The sequence below is a fragment of the Salipiger mucosus DSM 16094 genome, assembly GCF_000442255.1.
In the GTDB taxonomy this organism is placed as follows: Bacteria; Pseudomonadota; Alphaproteobacteria; order Rhodobacterales; family Rhodobacteraceae; genus Salipiger; species Salipiger mucosus.
The window spans coordinates 149,037-167,028 of record NZ_KE557277.1; the positions used below are offsets into that span (position 1 = coordinate 149,037).

The 17,992-nt window shown below is 67.3% G+C and carries 17 protein-coding genes; 12 read left to right on the top strand and 5 right to left on the bottom strand.

The genetic code is table 11. The features are described 5' to 3' along the window. Positions 1-48: 48 nt before the first annotated feature. The 7 genes from SALMUC_RS14635 to SALMUC_RS14660 all read left to right on the top strand — a co-directional run bounded on the left by SALMUC_RS14635 (position 49) and on the right by SALMUC_RS14660 (position 8,362). On the top strand, positions 49-1,191 hold the full coding sequence (locus SALMUC_RS14635; protein ID WP_020038765.1) for a pyridoxal phosphate-dependent aminotransferase: 1,143 nt from the start codon (positions 49-51) through the stop codon (positions 1,189-1,191). Between the two features lie 96 nt (positions 1,192-1,287). Next, complete coding sequence (locus tag SALMUC_RS14640; RefSeq protein ID WP_037372018.1) at positions 1,288-2,496, top strand: N-acetylmuramoyl-L-alanine amidase; 1,209 nt, start codon at positions 1,288-1,290, stop codon at positions 2,494-2,496. 82 nt (positions 2,497-2,578) lie between these two features. Continuing rightward, on the top strand, positions 2,579-5,116 hold the full coding sequence (locus SALMUC_RS14645) for a penicillin-binding protein 1A (protein WP_020038763.1): 2,538 nt from the start codon (positions 2,579-2,581) through the stop codon (positions 5,114-5,116). Positions 5,117-5,335: 219 nt separating this feature from the next. Then, a complete protein-coding gene (locus SALMUC_RS31155) occupies positions 5,336-5,875 on the top strand; it encodes a hypothetical protein (protein ID WP_245584708.1) in 540 nt (179 codons plus the stop codon). 13 nt (positions 5,876-5,888) lie between these two features. Continuing rightward, positions 5,889-6,239 (top strand): HNH endonuclease, encoded by a 351-nt coding sequence (locus SALMUC_RS31160; protein WP_020038761.1) that lies wholly within the window; start codon positions 5,889-5,891, stop codon positions 6,237-6,239. A 94-nt stretch (positions 6,240-6,333) separates the two neighbouring features. Then, complete coding sequence (prfB, locus tag SALMUC_RS14655) at positions 6,334-7,458, top strand: peptide chain release factor 2 (protein WP_020038760.1); 1,125 nt, start codon at positions 6,334-6,336, stop codon at positions 7,456-7,458. An 88-nt stretch (positions 7,459-7,546) separates the two neighbouring features. Next, positions 7,547-8,362 carry a DUF2189 domain-containing protein gene (locus SALMUC_RS14660; protein ID WP_020038759.1) on the top strand — a complete coding sequence of 272 codons (816 nt, stop codon included), beginning with the start codon at positions 7,547-7,549 and terminating at the stop codon, positions 8,360-8,362. A gap of 25 nt (positions 8,363-8,387) precedes the next feature. Here SALMUC_RS14660 and SALMUC_RS14665 read toward each other — a convergent pair whose 3' ends face one another. After that, a complete protein-coding gene (locus SALMUC_RS14665; RefSeq protein ID WP_020038758.1) occupies positions 8,388-9,239 on the bottom strand; it encodes a helix-turn-helix domain-containing protein in 852 nt (283 codons plus the stop codon). A 215-nt stretch (positions 9,240-9,454) separates the two neighbouring features. On the opposite strand from SALMUC_RS14665, the gene SALMUC_RS14670 reads away from it, so the two are divergent. Next, positions 9,455-9,748 (top strand): hypothetical protein, encoded by a 294-nt coding sequence (locus SALMUC_RS14670; RefSeq protein ID WP_020038757.1) that lies wholly within the window; start codon positions 9,455-9,457, stop codon positions 9,746-9,748. 28 nt (positions 9,749-9,776) lie between these two features. Here SALMUC_RS14670 and ilvN read toward each other — a convergent pair whose 3' ends face one another. Both ilvN and SALMUC_RS14680 read right to left on the bottom strand, forming a co-directional pair. Further along, positions 9,777-10,340, bottom strand: a complete 564-nt coding sequence (ilvN, locus tag SALMUC_RS14675) for an acetolactate synthase small subunit (protein ID WP_020038756.1) — start codon at positions 10,338-10,340, stop codon at positions 9,777-9,779. A 109-nt stretch (positions 10,341-10,449) separates the two neighbouring features. Further along, a complete protein-coding gene (locus tag SALMUC_RS14680) occupies positions 10,450-12,204 on the bottom strand; it encodes an acetolactate synthase 3 large subunit (protein WP_020038755.1) in 1,755 nt (584 codons plus the stop codon). A 403-nt stretch (positions 12,205-12,607) separates the two neighbouring features. Between SALMUC_RS14680 and SALMUC_RS28295 the strand changes: the two genes are divergently transcribed. Together SALMUC_RS28295 and SALMUC_RS14690 are read left to right on the top strand one after the other, a co-directional pair. Further along, a complete protein-coding gene (locus SALMUC_RS28295; RefSeq protein WP_020038754.1) occupies positions 12,608-12,805 on the top strand; it encodes a hypothetical protein in 198 nt (65 codons plus the stop codon). A gap of 105 nt (positions 12,806-12,910) precedes the next feature. Next, positions 12,911-13,552: a 2-hydroxychromene-2-carboxylate isomerase gene (locus SALMUC_RS14690; RefSeq protein ID WP_020038753.1), complete on the top strand. Its 642-nt coding sequence runs from the start codon at positions 12,911-12,913 to the stop codon at positions 13,550-13,552. Here the strand turns inward: SALMUC_RS14690 and SALMUC_RS14695 are convergent. Then, positions 13,542-14,195 (bottom strand): response regulator transcription factor, encoded by a 654-nt coding sequence (locus SALMUC_RS14695; RefSeq protein WP_020038752.1) that lies wholly within the window; start codon positions 14,193-14,195, stop codon positions 13,542-13,544. The two genes, SALMUC_RS14690 and SALMUC_RS14695, sit on opposite strands and share 11 nt — an antisense overlap. Further along, entirely contained in the window at positions 14,192-15,574 is a 1,383-nt protein-coding gene (locus tag SALMUC_RS14700) for a cache domain-containing protein (protein WP_020038751.1), read from the bottom strand. The genes SALMUC_RS14695 and SALMUC_RS14700 overlap by 4 nt, the downstream gene beginning before the upstream one ends. 267 nt (positions 15,575-15,841) lie before the next feature. On the opposite strand from SALMUC_RS14700, the gene SALMUC_RS14705 reads away from it, so the two are divergent. Next, a complete protein-coding gene (locus SALMUC_RS14705; protein WP_021120439.1) occupies positions 15,842-16,927 on the top strand; it encodes a TRAP transporter substrate-binding protein in 1,086 nt (361 codons plus the stop codon). Positions 16,928-17,051: 124 nt separating this feature from the next. Continuing rightward, the gene (locus tag SALMUC_RS14710) at positions 17,052-17,984 is read left to right on the top strand and encodes a TRAP transporter small permease subunit (protein WP_020038749.1); all 933 of its coding nucleotides are present in this window, start codon (positions 17,052-17,054) and stop codon (positions 17,982-17,984) included. Positions 17,985-17,992: the final 8 nt, after the last annotated feature.

A 17,992-nucleotide genomic window follows, 5' to 3' on the forward strand; every position in this document is an offset into this window, starting at 1 on the left:
TCAGTCTGCCCCGTAAGCCCCTAGGCTTAGCCACCATGGGAGAGCCGTATGCGAAACTCAAGCCGGGGCGAAGTCGATCCCTTCATTGTGATGGATGTGATGGAGGCCGCGCGGCTGGCCGAGGAAGAAGGGCGTCACATCGTCCACATGGAAGTGGGACAGCCGGCAACATCGGCCCCCCTCTCGGCCCGGCGCTCGCTGATGACCGCGATGGAGAACGACGCACTGGGCTACACGGTCGCGCTGGGGATCCCGGCGCTCCGCGAGCGCATCGCGCAGCACTACGGCGAATGGTACGACATCGACCTCGACCCCGGGCGGGTGATGGTCACGCAGGGCTCGACCGGGGCCTTCATCCTGGCCTTCACGGCGCTGCTGGACGCGGGGCAGACCATGGCGCTGGGGGCGCCGGGCTATCCGTCCTACCGCCAGATCCTCAAGGCACTGGACATCAAGGCGGCCGAAATACCGACCAGCGAGAAGAACGGCTACCAGCTGGTGCCAGATGACCTGAAGGGCGTGGACTACGACGGCATGCTGATCGCCTCGCCGGCCAATCCGACCGGCACGATGCTGGGGAAGGACGGCCTCGGCGCGCTGATCGGTGACGCGCAGGAGCGCGGCGCGGCCTTCATCTCGGACGAGATCTACCACGGCATCGAGTACGAGAAACGCGCGGTCAGCGCGCTCGAGATTTCGGACGATGTCTGCGTTATCAACTCGTTTTCCAAGTATTTCTCGATGACCGGCTGGCGCGTGGGCTGGATGGTCGTACCCGATGCGCAGGTCCGCCAGCTTGAGCGTCTCGCGCAGAACCTCTTCATCTGCGCACCGCACGCGGCGCAGATCACCGCGCTGGCGGCGATGGACGCGCGCGAGGAACTCGACGCCAACGTCGAGGTCTACCGCCGCAACCGCGAGCTGATGCTGGCGGGCCTGCCGGAAGCCGGTTTCGACCGCATCGCGCCGCCGGACGGCGCGTTTTACGTCTATGCCGACGTGAGCGATATCACCGATGACAGCCGCGCCTTCGCGCGCCGGATCCTCGACGAGGCGGGGGTCGCCGTGACGCCCGGGCTGGACTTCGACCCGGGCCGCGGCTCGCAGACGCTGCGGTTCTCCTACGCCACCTCGACCGAGGACATCGAACTGGGGCTCGAGCGGCTCAAGACCTTCATGGCGCGGCGCTGAGGCGCCGGGCCGTCGCTGCCGCAGGGCAGGCGGCTGGTGCATGGCAAGGGCCCGCATGCTAGCGTGCCTCAAAACAACGACTCGCGTGGCAGGCGCATGAGCAGGCTCATTCATTGGATCGCGGCGGCGTGGCTCGCCGCTACGGCCGTTTCCGCGCAGGAAATGGGCGGCCTCGCGCGCCTGGTCGACGGCGAGCTGCGCGATGCGGGCGAGGGGGCCGAGCTGTCGCTCTCGCTCAGCCAGGGGGTGCCGTGGCGCGCCTACACGCTGACCGAGCCCGCGCGCCTGGTGGTCGATTTCCGCGAAGTGGACTGGGACGGTGCCGATCCCGACGCGATGGACCTGGCCGAGGGGGTCTCGGCGCTGCGCGTGGGCGCCTTCCGCGAGGGCTGGTCGCGGCTGGTGGCGGAACTCGCCCGGCCGATGGTCATCGACGAGGCGGGTATGCGCGTCGACGAGGCCTCGGGCGGTGCGGCGTTGCACATGCGTCTTGCAACGGCGGACCCGCAGGAGATGGCCCGCCGCTCGGGCGCGCCACGCGATCCGGGCTGGGATCTGCCCGCGCCGAAACTCAGCGCCGCCGACACGGCGCGCGACCCGGCGGCACCGCTGAAGATCATGCTCGACCCCGGCCACGGCGGCATCGACCCGGGCGCACAGCGCGAGGGGGTCCGCGAGAGCGACATCATGCTGACCCTCGCACGCGAACTGCGCGACGTGCTGCGCCGGGCCGGCTACGACGTGACGCTGAGCCGCGACGCCGACGTCTTCGTCTCCCTGGAGGCGCGCGTGGCCCGCGCGCACGAGGCCGGGGCAGACCTCTTCGTCTCGCTGCATGCCGATGCGATCGAGGAGGGGGCCGCGCACGGCGCCACGGTCTACACGCTGGCCGAAGAGGCGAGCGACGCGGCCTCGGCGGCACTGGCCGAGCGGCACGACCGCGACCAGATCCTCGCGGGGCTGGACCTGAGCGCGACCGACGACCGGGTGGCAGACGTGCTGCTGGACCTCGCAAGGCTCGACAACGCCCCGCGCAGCCGCGCGCTGGCGCGCGAGCTGGTCGGCGGTATCCGAAACGCGGTGGGCACGGTGCACAAGCGCCCGCTGCGCCACGCGGGCTTTTCCGTGCTCAAGGCCGCCGACATCCCCTCGGTGCTGATCGAGGTCGGCTTCCTGTCGACCGAACGCGACCTGGAGCTTCTCCAGGACGCCGCATGGCGCGCCAGCATGGCCGCAGGTATCCGCGACGGGATCGCGGCCTGGGCGCTGGAGGATGCGGCACTCGCCCGGTTGCGGCGGCAGTAGCCCGCCGCCTCACGGGGGCTTGTGTTTTGACCCGTGCCCACGCGCGGTATATGGGGGAGGCCAACCTCAAGGGACGTCCATCGTGACTCGGTTCATTCTTTCCTTCTTCGGAGCCATCTTCAGCGTCGCCACGCTGGGGGTCATGATGGTCGCGCTGAGCATCGGCGCGGTCTTCTGGATCTATGGCCGCGACCTGCCGAGCCACGAGAGCCTTGCGCAGTACACGCCGCCGACGATCAGCCGCATCTACAGCCAGGAAGGCCGGATCATCGACGAGTTCGCGCAGGAGCGCCGTCTCTTCACGCCGGCGGACCAGATCCCCGACCTCGTGAAGCAGGCCTTCATCTCGGCCGAGGACAAGAACTTCTACCAGCACCAGGGCTACGATCTGCGCGGCATCGCCGCCGCCGGCTTCGAGGCCGTCCGCTCGCGCGGACAGAACGTGCGCGGTGCCTCGACCATCACGCAGCAGGTGATGAAGAACTTCCTGCTCTCGGGCGACCGCCGGGCCGAGCGCAAGATCAAGGAAATCATCCTCGCCTCGCGCCTTGAGGAGACGCTGTCGAAGGACAAGATCCTCGAGCTCTACCTCAACGAGATCTTCCTCGGGCAGAACTCCTACGGCGTCACCGCCGCCGCGCAGGTCTATTTCAACAAGACGCTCACGGAGCTTGCCCCGCACGAGGCGGCCTTCCTCGCCTCGATGCCCAAGGCGCCCTCCGACTTCCACCCGGTGCGCAACGCCGACCGCCTTCTGGCGCGGCGCAACTACGTGCTGCGCGAGATGGAAGAGAACGGCTACATCGACGAGGCGACCTTCAAGCAGGAGCTCTCGCAGCCGCTGCGCTCGGTGCAGGGGGGCGACTTCGAGCCCTACCAGAACTCGCTGCCGCCGCGTGACTATTTCACCGACGAGATCCGCCGCCAGCTGACGCAGGACTTCGGCGAGGGGGAGTTCTTCTCCGGGGGCCTTTCGGTGCGCGCAACGCTCGACCCCGAGATGCAGGAAGAGGCCGCCGAGAGCCTGCGCATTGCGCTCGAGCAATACGACCGTGGCCTCGGCCGCTGGCACGGCACCGGAAAGTCGATCCCGCAGGAGGCGCTGGTCTCGGAAGAGGCCTGGCGCGAGGCGCTCTCCGACGTGCGCGTGGCGCGCGACGTGATGCTCGAGAGCCAGTGGCGCCCGGCGGTGGTGCTCGAGGTCGGCGACCAGCAGATGCGGTTGGGGATCGAGGGTGTGCCCGTGGACGATCCGCGCGGCAACACCGTGCCGCGCGACGACATCTCCTGGGTGCGCGGCAGCTTCCGCGACAACTTCGAGCCCGGCGACGTCGTGCACGTGCGCGAGATGATCACCGACAGCGACGGCAGCTTCATCCGCTGGACCCTGCGGCAGGTGCCCAAGGTGCAGGGCGGCTTCATGGCGATGGACGTCAACACCGGCCGCGTGCTGGCCATGCAGGGCGGCTTTTCCTACCAGAACTCGGTCTTCAACCGCGCGACCCAGGCGCAGCGCCAGCCGGGCTCGTCCTTCAAGCCCTTCGTCTACGCATCGGCGCTGGATTCGGGGTACGCGCCTTCGACGATCGTCATCGACGCACCGATCGAGATCGACACCCCGCAGGGTGTCTGGCGGCCCAAGAACTCGTCCAACACCTACTACGGCCCGACGCCGCTGCGCACCGGGATCGAGCAGTCGCGGAACCTCATGACGATCCGCCTCGCGCAGGAGATCGGCATGGACACCGTCGGCCGCTACGCCGAGCGCTTCGGGGTCTACGACAACATGGGCCGGGTGCTGGCCAACGCGCTCGGCGCGGACGAGACGACGCTCTTCAAGATGATCTCGGCCTACGCCATGTTCGCCAACGGGGGCGAGCGGGTCGAGCCCACGCTGGTCGACCGGGTGCAGGACCGTTACGGCCGCACGGTCTACAACCACGAGGCCGAGCGCGGCAACGAGCGGGTCTGCATCAACTGTGACGACCCGAACCTGCCGCCGGGGCAGGGGCCGACGATCCGCAACAACCGCGACCGGATCATGGACGGGGTGACCGCCTACCAGCTCACCTCGATGATGCAGGGCGTGGTGAAGCGCGGCACCGCCTCGGGCGTGGTCGACCTGCCGGTGCCCACGGCGGGCAAGACCGGCACCACCAACGACGCCAAGGATGTCTGGTTCATCGGCTTCACCTCGAACATCGTGGCCGGCTGCTACATCGGCTACGACAATCCGCGCCCGCTGGGCCGCGGCGCCTACGGCGCCTCGATGTGCGGCCCGGTGTTCCAGCGCTTCATGACCAAGGCGGTGCAGAAGTTCGGCGGCGGGCCCTTCAAGGTGCCCGAGGCCTGCCAGTTCATCAAGATCGACCGCTTCACCGGCGCGCGCCTGTCCGACAGTGCCTCGGGGCCCAACGTGGTGTCGGAATGCTTCCGCCTCGGCGAGGAGCCCATGTTCGGCGTGCAGCTCGACGGCGGCTGGGCGATGTCGGGCAACTTCGACGTGATCCAGCCGGACGGCTCGACACGCTCGCGTGAGGTCACCACCTCTACGGGGCGCAAGGCCACTGTGGGGCCGAAGGCGAGCTTCGGTACGCTCAGCTCGGGCGGCTTGTACTGATCGCGCGGGCGGAGGGGCTCTGCCCCTCTGCGGCTGCGCCGCATTCACCCCGGGATATTTGTGGCCAGAAGATGCTTGGTGGCACGGGCTCTGCCTGCCGTCACGCATTGCGTTGTTGCGCGGAGCATGCCTGCTGGGGTGATGCGCGGTGTCGTCCCCGGAAACGCTTGCCATTTCCCGCTGACGCGTTTTCCTGGGGCAATGGTCAAGCTGGTTCTCTTGCACAAGGCCGACTCGATCTACGAGGATGAGCCTGACGTCGTTTACGATTTTCCGCGCTCCTACCTGAAGGCGGTCCGCGAGGGCGTCGGTGACTGGGCGATCTACTACGAGCCCGTGAAGGCCGGCCCGCGCGGCTATTTCGCGGTGGCGAAGATCGAGAGCGTGGAAGCCAAGCCCGGCGAGGAGGGGCGGTTCCTGGCCATGATCGAGCCGGGAAGTTTCCTGCCGTTCGACAGCGAGGTGCCGCGCCTCCTGGAGGGGCGGCCGCTGGAATCGGCTTTGAGCGAGACGGATGGCACACCGAAGACCGGCGGTGCGGTTCAGCGCGCCGTGCGGCGGCTGCCCGAAGCGGAGTTCGCCCGCATCGTCGGACTGGGCCTGCCGCAGGACCTCGAGCGGCGCGAGGCGACGCGCCATGATCCCACCGCATCGGAGTTCGACGACGAGGGGGTGCCCTTCGAGCGGCCGGTGCTCGAACGGCTCACCCGGCGCCCCTATCGCGACGTGGCCTTTCGCCGGAAGGTACGAGGCCTATGACTACCGCTGTGCCATGTCGGGGCTGCGGTTGCGCAACGGGGGCGGACGCCCGGAGGTCCAGGCGGCACATATCAAGCCGGTGGAGCAAAAGGGCAGCGACTCGGTGCGTAACGGCCTGGCGCTTTCGGGGACCCTGCACTGGATGTTCGATCGGGGCCTGATCTCTGTCGCCGAGGATTGCGAGACCATCCTCGTGTCGCGCAACAAGGTGCTGGGGGAGGTGGTCGACAGGTTGCTCCGGCCGAACCAGCGGCTCTGCCTGCCGCGCGATCCGCGCGACGCGCCGCACCCGGAGAACTTGCGCTGGCATCGCGAGAACGTCTTTGGCCGGGTGCTGACGGACGAGCAAGCTCCCTGGGAGTAGGAGCCGCGGCGGCGCCTCGGTGCGGGCGCGCTTGAAGGGGCGCCGGTGCTGGTTTATGTCCCTCTGACCGACGACCAGACCCCAGGACACTGCCATGCGCGCCGAGACCCAGAACACCGTCGAGAAGATCGAGAAATCGCTGGACCTGCTGGGTCAGCGGCTCGACTGGGAGACGGCGCCGCACCGGCTCGAGGAGTTCAACGCCCGTGTCGAGGACCCCAACCTCTGGGACGACCCGCAGGCGGCGCAGAAGCTCATGCGCGACCGGCAGCAGCTGGTCGATGCCATGGAGACTTACACCTCCATCAAGCAGGAGATGTCCGACCAGGTCGAGCTGATCGAGCTGGGCGAGATGGAGGAAGACGAGGAGGTCGTCTCGGAAGCGGAGAGCGCGCTGAAGGCGTTACAGGAGACCGCGGCCAAGAAGGAGCTCGAGGCGCTGCTCGATGGCGAGGCGGACGGCAACGACACCTTCCTCGAGATCAACGCGGGCGCCGGTGGCACCGAGGCCTGCGACTGGGCCGCGATGCTGCAGCGGATGTACGTCCGCTGGGCGGAAAAGCGCGGCTACGAGGTCGAACTGCAGTCGGAGGAGGCGGGCGCCGAGGCGGGCATCAAGTCGGTGGCCTACAAGATTTCCGGCCCCAACGCCTACGGTTGGCTGAAGTCCGAGAGCGGCGTGCACCGGCTGGTGCGGATCTCGCCTTTCGGGAAGGGCACGCGCGAGACCTCCTTCGCCTCGGTCTGGGTCTACCCGGTGGTGGACGACAACATCGAGATCGAGGTCAACCCGGCCGACATCCGGGTCGACACCTACCGGTCCTCGGGCGCGGGCGGCCAGCACGTGAACACCACCGACTCGGCGGTGCGGATCACCCACGTGCCCACCGGCATCGTCGTGACCAGCTCGGAGAAGTCGCAGCACCAGAACCGCGACATCGCCATGAAGGCGCTGAAATCGCGGCTCTACCAGCAGGAACTCGACAAGCGGCACGCCGCCATCAACGAGGCGCACGAGGCCAAGGGCAGCGCCGGCTGGGGCAACCAGATCCGGTCCTACGTGCTGCAGCCCTACCAGATGGTGAAGGACCTGCGCACCGCGCACGAGACCTCGGACACGCAGGGCGTGCTGGATGGCGATCTCGATCCTTTCATGGCGGCGACGCTCGCGCAGCAGGCCACGGGCAAGTCCCGCGCCGACGCCCGCGACGACGACTGATCCGGGCCGCCCGGCCGCCCGGGACTTGCCAGCCCCCCGCATTCCGGGGATAGGATATGTTCCGGGCAGGCAGAGGGGAGGCCGGGTCATGCCGGAGACGCCGCAACTGGGGGTACCCGCACTGCGGGATGTCGATCTCGCGATCATGAAGGAAGCGCTGCGCCGAGGGCTGGCCGACTGGCGCCGCACGCCGGGGTACGCGCTGGTCTTCGCCGGGGTCTACGTCGCGGCCGGCCTGCTGATGACCTGGATCACCCTCGCGACGGGCCAGAGCTACTGGCTGGTTCTCGCGGCGATCGGCTTTCCGCTGATCGGCCCCTTCGCCGCCGTCGGGTTCTATGATCTCAGCCGGCGTCTGGAATACGGCCGACCACTGGACTGGATGCAGGTCTTCTCGGTGATCCTGCGGCAGTCGCGGCGGCAGCTTCCGTCGATCTGCGCGGTGATCGTGATCGTCTTCCTGTTCTGGTTCTTCATAGCGCACATGATCTTTGCCCTGTTCCTGGGGCTGGCCCCGATGACCAACGTCTCGTCCAGCTTCGAGGTCTACCTCACGCCGAACGGGCTGGCGATGCTGGGCATGGGCACGCTGGTCGGGGCGGGCTTCGCGACGCTGCTCTACATGATCACGGTGCTGGCGCTGCCACTGCTGCTGGACCGCGAGGTGGATTTCGTGACCGCGATGATCACCTCGTTCCAGTACGTGGCGGCTCACCCGCTGCCGATGCTGGGCTGGGGCGCTTTCATCGCGGTGGCGACGCTCGTTTCGATGCTGCCGGCCTTTCTGGGGCTCTTCGTGACCCTGCCGGTGCTGGGGCATGCGACGTGGCACCTCTACGACCTGCTTTCACGGCCCGCGGGCGCCGACCGCGTGCCACAGCCGGCGGCAGCTCAGAAGGTCTGAAGCGAAGCATCGCTCACTGGCCCGTTCAGGCGAAAGGCTGGTCGAGACGCAATTGCTGACGGTGGAAGGGCACGAGCTCTTCGGCGGCGCGAAAGCCGCTCGTGCGCGCAGCGGCGAGAACGCGCCCGGTGTCGTGCCCGAGATGCTCGAAGACCATACGTGTCGCCCGGCGCCCGGTGATGCCTTCCGGGGCAGTGCGCACGCTGTACCCGGCGAAAAAGTGGTTCGAGAGAGTCGAGACTCTCGAGAGGTAGTTGAAGGAGGTCGTGGCGGACTCGCGCCGGCTGACCAGGGCCGCGATGCCTTCGGCCTGGGGCAGAACCACGCCGCGGTATTCCCGGTTGCGCGCATTGGCCGGCATGTCGAGGTGGGCCATGGACTCCTTCGGTTCGAGCCCGCGCAGGAACGTTCGCCCGCCGTCGCGAGTGACAAGCGCGAGACCCACCACGAAGCGGGTTTCGTCGGTAAAGGAGCCGCGAGAGAAGCGGTAGAAGCCGGAAGGAAAATCCTCTTCCGACAGCTCCGTGAGGCTGGGGCCGAGGAAATCGGCGACGTATGGATGCGTCAGCAGGCTGCCCGGCTTGTTGCGGAGATCCTCGACCGGTTCGAGCAGGATGCGCGCATCGACACCGAAGAAAGCGCAGATGCGATGCAGGATGTCGGGCCGGGGAAAGCTCTCGCTCGCGAGGTAGCGGTTGAACTGTGTCCGGTTGATGCCGAGGTCGCGGCAAAGCGCCGAGATCGACACGGCGCTTTGCGAAAGTTGTCGCAGGTTGGCACCGAAGATGCCCCGCAGCTCGGCCGGGTTCGGCTGTGTCTTGCTGCGCTGTCCTGATTGCCTTCGCTGGACCTCGGCTGGCTGTGGCATGGTCTTCATTCGTTCGTTCCGTGCTGTTGAGTCGAACCGACTATGCGGTCTCTTGCGCCTGTCTTCCCCGAGTTGACGCCAGTTAGCATCAGACTTGCTGCGAAGTAGCGACAATTTTGGGCGCATCCGACACAAAACGCAAGCGCCGGAGGCGGTTGCATGGATCGGCCTTGACGCCAAAATGCGTCAAGCTCAGCCAAAGGGAGTGGCGAGGGGGAATACCGATGGCGCGGAAGATGTACGGCGTCGTCCTCTGGATCGACCGGATGGCGCCGAAGGCGGTCATCTGGTGCGAGGATCAGGGCGACCTGGCGCTTTGCGAGGAGGAGGATCTGGCGGGACCTGCGGAGGCCCTTCCGGAAGCCGGCGACCTCGTGGCCTTCGACGTGTCTCAGGAGGCAGGGCTACGGCGCGCTCGCAACCCCGAGCCGCTGATCGCGCGGCGGTTCGACGGTCTTGGCGCTGCACGCCAAGGCTTCCGTCCCGATGCGGTCCGCCCGGCCGCGCAGCCCGCCTGAGCGCGCGCCCGGACGGGCCGGAACAGGCTCAGGTATCGCCGCGCGAGAGGGCGGCGACGCCGGTGCGCGCCACCTGGATGAGCCCGAGCGGGCGCATCAGGTCGGCGAAGGCGTCGATCTTTTCCGGGCTGCCGGTGAGCTGGAAGATGAAGCTCGAGAGCGTGCTGTCGACCACGTTGGCGCGGAAGATGTCGGCGAGGCGCAGCGCCTCGACGCGCTTGTCCCCGGTGCCCGAGACCTTCATCAGCGCCAGTTCCCGCTCGACCGAGCTGCCCTCGGCGGTGAGGTCGTGCACGTCGTGAACCGGCACGATGCGGCCCAGCTGCGCCTTGATCTGCTCGATCACCTGCGGCGTGCCGGTGGTCACGATGGTGATGCGCGACAGGTGCCCCTCGGGGTCGACCTCGGCCACGGTGAGGCTGTCGATGTTGTAGCCGCGGCCCGAGAAGAGGCCGATGACCCGGGCCAGCACGCCGGGTTCGTTCTCCACCAGCACGGTGATCGTGTGGGTTTCCTGCACGTCCGAGAAGGTGGGGCGGAGGTTGTAGGCCGAATGCTTGCTCGAGCCCTTCTTGATCTGTAGCGCCGACATCGGCTGTCCTTTCCGGTGGGATGCGCGGAATTTCCGGGCGAAAATTCCGCGCAGGAAGTTGGAGGCGAGGGCCGCAGAATTCTCTTGCGAGAATTCTGCGCGCGCCATCTCAGACGAGCACCGCGCCCTTGCCGGCGATGGCGTCGGTGGCCTTGGCGTCGCCCAGCAGCATCTTGTTGTGCGGCTCGCCCGACGGGATCATCGGGAAGCAGTTCTCGTGCTTCTCGACGAGGCAGTCGAAGATCACCGGGCCGTCGTGCTCGATCATCTCCATGATCGCGTCGTCCAAGTCCGCCGGGTCCTTGCAGATGATGCCCTTGGCGCCGAAGGCCTCGGCCAGCTTCACGAAGTCGGGCAGGGCCTCGGACCAGGAGTGCGAGTAGCGCTCGCCGTGCAGCAGCTGCTGCCACTGGCGCACCATGCCCAGCCGCTCGTTGTTGAGGATGAACTGCTTGACCGGCAGGCGGAACTGCACCGCGGTGCCCATCTCCTGCATGTTCATGAGCCAGCTCGCCTCGCCTGCGACGTTGATGACCAGCGAGTCCGGGTGCGCCACCTGCACGCCGATCGAGGCCGGGAAGCCGTAGCCCATGGTGCCGAGGCCACCGGAGGTCATCCAACGGTTGGGATCCTCGAAACCGAGGTACTGCGCGGCCCACATCTGGTGCTGACCGACTTCGGTGGTGATGTAGCGGTCGTGCCCCTTGGTCAGGGCCTCGAGCCGCTGCAGCGCGTGCTGCGGCTTGATCGTGGTCTCGGAGGGCTTGAAGCTCAGGCAGTCCTTCTGGCGCCACTCCTCGATCTGGCGCCACCACTTGGCCAGCCCCTCGCGGTTGACCTTGCGGCCGCGCGCCTTCCAGACCTTGAGCACGTCCTCGAGCACGTGGCCAACGTCGCCCACGATGGGGTAGTCGGTCTTGATCACCTTGTTGATCGAGCTCGGGTCGATGTCGATATGCGCCTTCTTCGACTTCGGCGAGAAGGCATCGAGCCGGCCGGTGATCCGGTCGTCGAAGCGCGCGCCGATGTTGATCATCAGGTCGCAGCCATGCATCGCGAGGTTGGCCTCGTAGAGCCCGTGCATCCCCAGCATGCCCAGCCAGTTCTTTCCCGAGGCCGGGTAGGCGCCGAGGCCCATGAGCGTCGAGGTGATCGGCACGCCCGTGGCCTCGACCAGCTCGCGCAGGAGCTGGCTGGCGGCGGGGCCCGAGTTGATCACGCCGCCGCCGGTATAGAACACCGGGCGCTCGGCGGTCTCGATGGCCTCGACCAGCTGGGTGATCGTCTCCATGTCGCCCTTGACCTGCGGCTGGTAGTGACCCAGCGGCGCCTTGGGCTTGGGCGTGTAGGCCGCCGAGGCGAACTGCACGTCCTTGGGAATGTCGACGAGCACCGGGCCGGGACGGCCGGCGGTGGCGACATGGAAGGCCTGGTGGATCGTGGTCGCAAGCTTCTCGGTGTCCTTCACCAGCCAGTTGTGCTTGGTGCAGGGACGGGTGATGCCGACTGTATCGGCCTCCTGGAAGGCGTCCGAGCCGATCATGAAGGTCGGGACCTGTCCCGAGAGGACGATGATCGGGATCGAGTCCATCAGCGCATCCGTCAGCCCGGTGACCGCGTTGGTCGCGCCGGGCCCCGAGGTCACGAGCGCGACGCCCGGCTTGCCGGTGGCGCGGGCATAGCCCTCGGCCGCATGGATCGCGCCCTGTTCGTGGCGCACCAGGATGTGGCGGATGTCGTTCTGCTGAAAGACCTCGTCGTAAATCGGTAGCACGGCGCCGCCGGGGTAGCCGAATACCGTGTCCACACCCTGGTCTCTCAGGGCCTGAACCACCATCTTCGCGCCTGTCATCTGACGTGTCATGCCGTGTCTCCGTTTACGACGTCCGTGTTTCGCGTTGCGCACAAAAAAGCCCCCGAGCTGGTCGGGGGCGCATGGGGTACCGTTATGGTGTCCGGTCTACCGGCCCATGCGCCAAGGTCCTACGATCAGTACAATGCGTGCCACCTGAGGGACTCCTTCGTCTGCGGGGCGGACATTATGACGGCGCCGCCGGGGCGTCAACCTCGCTTGGCCGGAAAAAGCTCCGGAAACCGGGCAAAATCTTTCCGAAAGTTGCTTCCGGCCGCCTCGGGCTGACATTTTCGGAAAGTTGAGTGCTCGTCGTGGGCAGGATCACGCTGTCGCGCGCGACTTCGTGACTTGCGTGAAACATGGCCTCGCGGCAATCTGAACCCGACGGTTCACTTCGGGACAGGAGGACGACATGCCCATTCGCAGACGCAGGACCGGCTTCGGGCTGCCCAAGGCGGCCATCCTCGTGGCGGCCATGGCCGCGGTGCACCTTCTGGGGGCCTGGCAGGCGGCGCATGACTCGGCGTCGGCGCAGGATGCCGCGCCGCAGGTTGTCCCGGCGTCGGCCTCGCAGGAGCATGGCGCGGTGGAGACCGGCTCGCTCATCTGACGGGCGACAGCGGCAATGCGCGCCGGAGGGCCGGGCATTTCCCGCCGACCACAGCTCGCAATCGTGTAGACTTGTCGCAACGGCATGGCAGACGGAGGACCGCGCGTGGTCATTGAGTTCTGGTTTTCCATCGGCAGCACCTACAGCTACCTGACAGTCATGCGTATCGAGGACGTGGCGCAGGAAGCCGGCGCCGAGGTGCGCTGGCGGCCCTTCGACGTGCGGCACGTCATGGTCACGCAGAACAACGTGCCCTTCAAGGACAAGCCCGTGAAGGCCGCCTACATGTGGCGCGACATCGAACGCCGCGCGCCGCGCTACGGTTTGTCGCCGCGACTTCCGGCGCCCTATCCACTGGCGGAGCTGGTCTTCGCGAACCGGGTCGCGACGCTCGGCGCGCAGCAGGGATGGGTCGCGGACTACACCCGCGCCACCTACCGTCGCTGGTTCGAGGCGGGGCAGCCCGCGGGCGAGGAGCCGAACCTGTCCGAGAGCCTGGCCGAGATCGGGCTCGACCCGGAAACGGTGATCCGCGAGGCGGGCACACCGGACATCGAGGCGCGCCTGCAAGAGGCGACCGCCGAGGCAATGGACCTCGGCGTCTTTGGCGCGCCGAGCTTTGTCGTCGGGGAGGAGGTTTTCTGGGGCGACGACCGGCTGGAGGATGCGCTGGACTGGGCGCGCCGGGGCCGCCTGGACCAAGCACGCCACGGCGGAGGCGCGAGGCCGCCTGGCCTCAGCCGTTGACGCCGGTGCCCTGAAGCACGCCGTGTTCCAGCGCGTAGCGCGTCAGCCCGGCGGTCGAGCTGATGCCCAGCTTTCGCTTGATGTTCTTGCGGTGCGTCTCGACCGTGCGCACCGAGATGTCGAGCGCCTGCGCCACCGCCTTGTTCGATTTGCCCTGGGCCAGCTGCAGCAGGATCGTCTGTTCGCGGTTGGTGAGCTGCTCGCGGCCGCCCGAGAGCACGGGCTGGAGCGCGCCCTCGGCGCCGGTGCAAAGGTAGCGCTCGCCCGCCATGACGCTGTCGATGGCGCGCTTGATCTCGTCGGTGGGCACGTCCTTGAGCACGTAGCCGCAGGCGCCGTGGCTGAGCGCGTTGGCGACGTATTCCGGCGAGTCGTGCATCGACAGCACCAGCACCCGCGTGGCCGGGCGGCGTTCGCGGATCATCTCGGTTGCCGAGAGACCGCCCAGCCCGGGCATGTTCAGATCCATCAGCACCACGTCGGGTGCCAGTTCATCGAGCCGGTCGATGATCGCCTGACCGTCCGAGAGCGTCGCCAGCACGTCGAGATCCGGATAGCCCTCGAGGATCGCCTCGATGCCCTCGGCGACGAGTGGGTGGTCGTCGACGACGACGACGCGAGTGGGGGCAGGGTGATCGCTCATGCCTGGGCCTTCGATATCGGTTCGCCGCGCCGCTCCGGCGGCAGCAGGTGCGAAAGCGGGATCTGCGCCTCGATAACGGTGCCCGCGCGCGACGACAAGATCCGCAGCGTGCCGCCGAGCTGTTCCATGCGCTCCTGCATGTTTCGCAGGCCGATGCCCGGACCCGGCGCACCTCCGCCGGCGCTGCGTGCCAGGCCGCAGCCGTTGTCCGAGATCCGCAGGGTCGCGCCCTTCCGGTGCCCGCGCAGGTCGATCTCGACCCGGCTGGCGCCGGAATGCCGCTCGACGTTGGTGAGGGCCTCCTGCGCGATGCGGTAGAGCGCGATGCGCCCCTCCTGGTCCAGCCGGTTGCGGAAGACCACGGTTTCGAAGGCCACCTCGATCCCGGTGCGGGCGCGGAAATCGTCGGTCAGCGCCTTGAGCGCGGGGCCGAGCCCGAGGTCGTCCAGCACGCCCGGTCGCAGGTCGCGGCTGATGCGGCGCACCTCCTGGATCGCGCCCGAGAGGTTCTCGAGCCCGCGGTCCAGCGTCTCGACCGAGCGTGGATCGCCGCGCGTGACGCGGCGGCGCGCGATGTCGAGCGCGTATTTCACGCCCACGAGGATCTGGCTGATGCCGTCGTGCAGCTCGCGCGCGACGCGGCCGCGTTCCTCTTCCTGCGCGTCGAAGACGCGCTGCGTCAGTTCCTTGAGCTTGGCGTCGGCCAGCCGCCGCTCGCGGATGTTGAGGAACAGCCCCGAGAGGAAGACGCTCAGCAGCGCCACGAGGGTGATGGCCCCGATGTAGACAAACGTGCGCCGGATGCGGGACTGCACTTCGGCGCGGCTGGTGGCCACCGTGTCGAGAATGTCGTCGATGAAGACGCCTGTGCCCACCGCCCACTGCCAGTCCTGGAAGCCCAGCACGAAGGTGATCATCCGCGCCTCCTCGCCGGTCGAGGGCTTGGGCCAGAGGTAGGAATGATAGCCCGACCCCTGCCGCGCGATCTCGATCAGGCGGTCGGTGATCGGCGTGCCCTCGCTGTCGGTCATGCCCGACATGTCCTGGTTGATGAGTTCGGTGCGCCGCGGCGAGACGAGGTTGGTGCCGTCGTATTCGTAGACAAAGAAAGACCCGTCGTCGCCGTAGATCATCGCCGCAAGGATCTGGGCGACGCGGGTCTTGGCCTGCTCGTCGTCGGGTGCCGCGCCGCCGTAGATGAAGTAGAAGCCGTTGCGCGCCTGGGTGACGTAGTTTCGCAGCTCCTGCTTCTTGGCCGCGATCAGCTCGCGCTCCAGCCCCTCGATCTCGCGTTCGGCAAGGGCGCGCGACTGGTGCGCGACCAGAACCGCGATCGCGGCGGCCGACAGCACGAGCGGCAGAGCGGCCAGAAGGAACATCTTCTGCCCGTAACTCGGTCGCCATCTGTTCAGCCAGTCGCGCATGCCCCGGAATAGGCCGCGAATCGTGCCGAGGCAAAGCCGAATGCGCCGGCCAAGGGGCGCTGCGGGCAGGCGACGCTGCGGAAACCCGGTGAAAAAGACCCTGATTTCCGTAACTCTGGGTATTCCGTCCCGGCACGCCCGGCACTACGCTGCCGGCACTCAAACGATCCGTGCGGGCTCTGAGGAGACGCTCGCACAATAACACCTAAGGGGAGGATTTTTATGGATCGTCGTTCCTTTTTGAGGGCGTCCACCGCAGGTGGTGCCGCCGCGGCCGCATCCGCTCTGGCCGCTCCGGCCTACGCGCAAGGCCGCCGCACGCTGACGCTCGTCACGACCTGGGGCCGCGGCCTCGCCGGCGTGCATGACAGCGCCCAGTATTGCGCCGACCAGATCACTGCTGCCACCGACGGCCAGTTGACTGTCGAGCTCAAGGCGGCGGGCGAACTCGTGGGCGCCTTCGAAGTCTTCGACGCCGTCTCGGCCGGCCAGGCCGACATGTACCACGGCGTGGACTACTACTTCCTCGGCCAGCACCCGGCGCTGAGCTTCTTCAGCCAGGTGCCCTTCGGCATGAACTTCATGGAATACGCCAACTGGTATTACCACGACGGCGGCATGGAGCTGGCAGACGAACTCTACTCGATCTTCGGCCTCAAGGCTTTCCCCTCGGGCAACACCGGCCCGCAGTCGGGCGGCTGGTTCGCAAGCGAGATCACCTCGCCCGAGGACTTCCAGGGCCTCAAGTTCCGCATGCCGGGGCAGGGTGGCCAGGTGCTGGGCAAGCTGGGCGCATCGGTTCAGAACCTGCCGGGCGCAGAGGTCTACCAGGCGCTGTCCTCCGGCGCGATCGACGGCACCGAGTGGATCGGTCCCTGGGCGGACGAGAAGGCCGGCTTCCAAGAGATCACCAAGACCTACTACACCGCCGGCTTCCACGAGCCCGGGCCGAACCTGAACCTAACCATGAACCTCGAGGTCTACGAGAGCCTGACGCCCGCGCAGCAGGAAATCGTGGCGCAGGTGTCGCGCGCCTCGAACATCTGGACGATGTCGCTGTTCATGGCGAACAACTCGTCGGCGCTTCAGCGCCTGCAGTCGGGCGGCGTTCAGCTGGCCGAGTTCCCCGACAGCGTCTGGGACGCCTTCGGCGCCGCGGCGCAGGAAGTCGTGCAGGAGCCGATGGACGACGACATCTACAAGCGCTGCTACGACAGCTACATGGAATCGCTGCGGTCGTCGGCCCAGTGGATCAGCCGTTCCGAGGGCGCCTTCTCGGCGCAGCGGAACCGCGTCATGGGCATCTGATCCGGCGAAAACAGCAACTTGCAGCGCCCCCGCGACCCGCGGGGGCGTCTGCCTTGAAGGGGGTCGTCCGCAGCGGGGCGGGTCGTGACGCCGCGGTCGACAGGACAGGACGAGGGTTCGGGCCATGGAACAAGAGGCTGCCACGGGCGGCGTAGCCGGTACGATACTGGACGCCGTGATCGGCTTGATCGGCAACATCTTCATGTCTTTCTACAATCTCGGCTACGCGCTGACCCATCCGGCCAGCTGGCTGAACTGGTCGGATCCCGAGGCGGTCATGCGGTTCGTCTACTACGGCGGATCGGCAGAGCTGTTCTTCGTCGTCCTGACGATCTTCTTGGTGCTCACCGGCATCGGCATGTGGCGTCACAAGATCATGTGGGGCATGGTTCGCGGCCTCGAGGCGCTGCACAACAGCGTCGGCCGCGTCGCGGCCTGGGCCGGCCTGCTCATGGTGCTGCAGCAGGTCGTCATCATCTTCATCCAGCGGATCTTCGCCCGGCCCGACATCGGCCTGGGCTTCGGCATACCGCTCAGCTTCGACGTGAGCTGGTGGTCGGAAGAGCTCAAGCTCTACAACGCCATGGTCGTCGCGCTCTGCCTCGCCTACACCTTCGTGCAGGGTGGGCACGTTCGGGTCGACCTGCTCTATTCGCCCGCACGCTACCGCGTGAAGAAGGCCATCGACATGTTCGGCAGCCTCGTCTTCATGCTTCCGATGGCCACGTTGATGTGGCTCTACTCGTGGTTCTTCCTCTGGCGGCACCTGATCGTGCCCAAGCCCTCGGCCTCGGAAGGACTCGACCGGCTGCTGATGAAGTCGCGGGCACTGCGCTGGAACGTCGAGACCATCGGCTTCAGCCCCAACGGCTTTTCCGCCTACTTCCTGTTCAAGATCCTGATCGTCGTGATGTGCGCCTTCATCTTCCTGCAGGGCGTCACCTTCTTCTGGCGCAGTTACCTCGAATGGAAAGAGGGTGAGGAAAGCGACGGCAAATATCTGGATCACGACCGGGTCGAAGCAGGCGAAGAAGCCTACGACCACGCGGAATTCTGAGAGGGACA

Coding starts and splice junctions, on each gene's coding strand:
- SALMUC_RS14695 (WP_020038752.1), bottom strand. CDS start 14,195: ATGAGCGATCACCCTGCCCCCACTCGCGTCGTCGTCGTCGACGACCAC.
- prfB (WP_020038760.1), top strand. CDS start 6,334: ATGCGCGCCGAGACCCAGAACACCGTCGAGAAGATCGAGAAATCGCTG.
- SALMUC_RS14670 (WP_020038757.1), top strand. CDS start 9,455: ATGGCGCGGAAGATGTACGGCGTCGTCCTCTGGATCGACCGGATGGCG.
- SALMUC_RS14700 (WP_020038751.1), bottom strand. CDS start 15,574: ATGTTCCTTCTGGCCGCTCTGCCGCTCGTGCTGTCGGCCGCCGCGATC.
- SALMUC_RS28295 (WP_020038754.1), top strand. CDS start 12,608: ATGCCCATTCGCAGACGCAGGACCGGCTTCGGGCTGCCCAAGGCGGCC.
- SALMUC_RS14640 (WP_037372018.1), top strand. CDS start 1,288: ATGAGCAGGCTCATTCATTGGATCGCGGCGGCGTGGCTCGCCGCTACG.
- SALMUC_RS14635 (WP_020038765.1), top strand. CDS start 49: ATGCGAAACTCAAGCCGGGGCGAAGTCGATCCCTTCATTGTGATGGAT.
- SALMUC_RS31160 (WP_020038761.1), top strand. CDS start 5,889: ATGTCGGGGCTGCGGTTGCGCAACGGGGGCGGACGCCCGGAGGTCCAG.
- SALMUC_RS14660 (WP_020038759.1), top strand. CDS start 7,547: ATGCCGGAGACGCCGCAACTGGGGGTACCCGCACTGCGGGATGTCGAT.
- ilvN (WP_020038756.1), bottom strand. CDS start 10,340: ATGTCGGCGCTACAGATCAAGAAGGGCTCGAGCAAGCATTCGGCCTAC.
- SALMUC_RS14710 (WP_020038749.1), top strand. CDS start 17,052: ATGGAACAAGAGGCTGCCACGGGCGGCGTAGCCGGTACGATACTGGAC.
- SALMUC_RS14680 (WP_020038755.1), bottom strand. CDS start 12,204: ATGACACGTCAGATGACAGGCGCGAAGATGGTGGTTCAGGCCCTGAGA.
- SALMUC_RS14665 (WP_020038758.1), bottom strand. CDS start 9,239: ATGAAGACCATGCCACAGCCAGCCGAGGTCCAGCGAAGGCAATCAGGA.
- SALMUC_RS14705 (WP_021120439.1), top strand. CDS start 15,842: ATGGATCGTCGTTCCTTTTTGAGGGCGTCCACCGCAGGTGGTGCCGCC.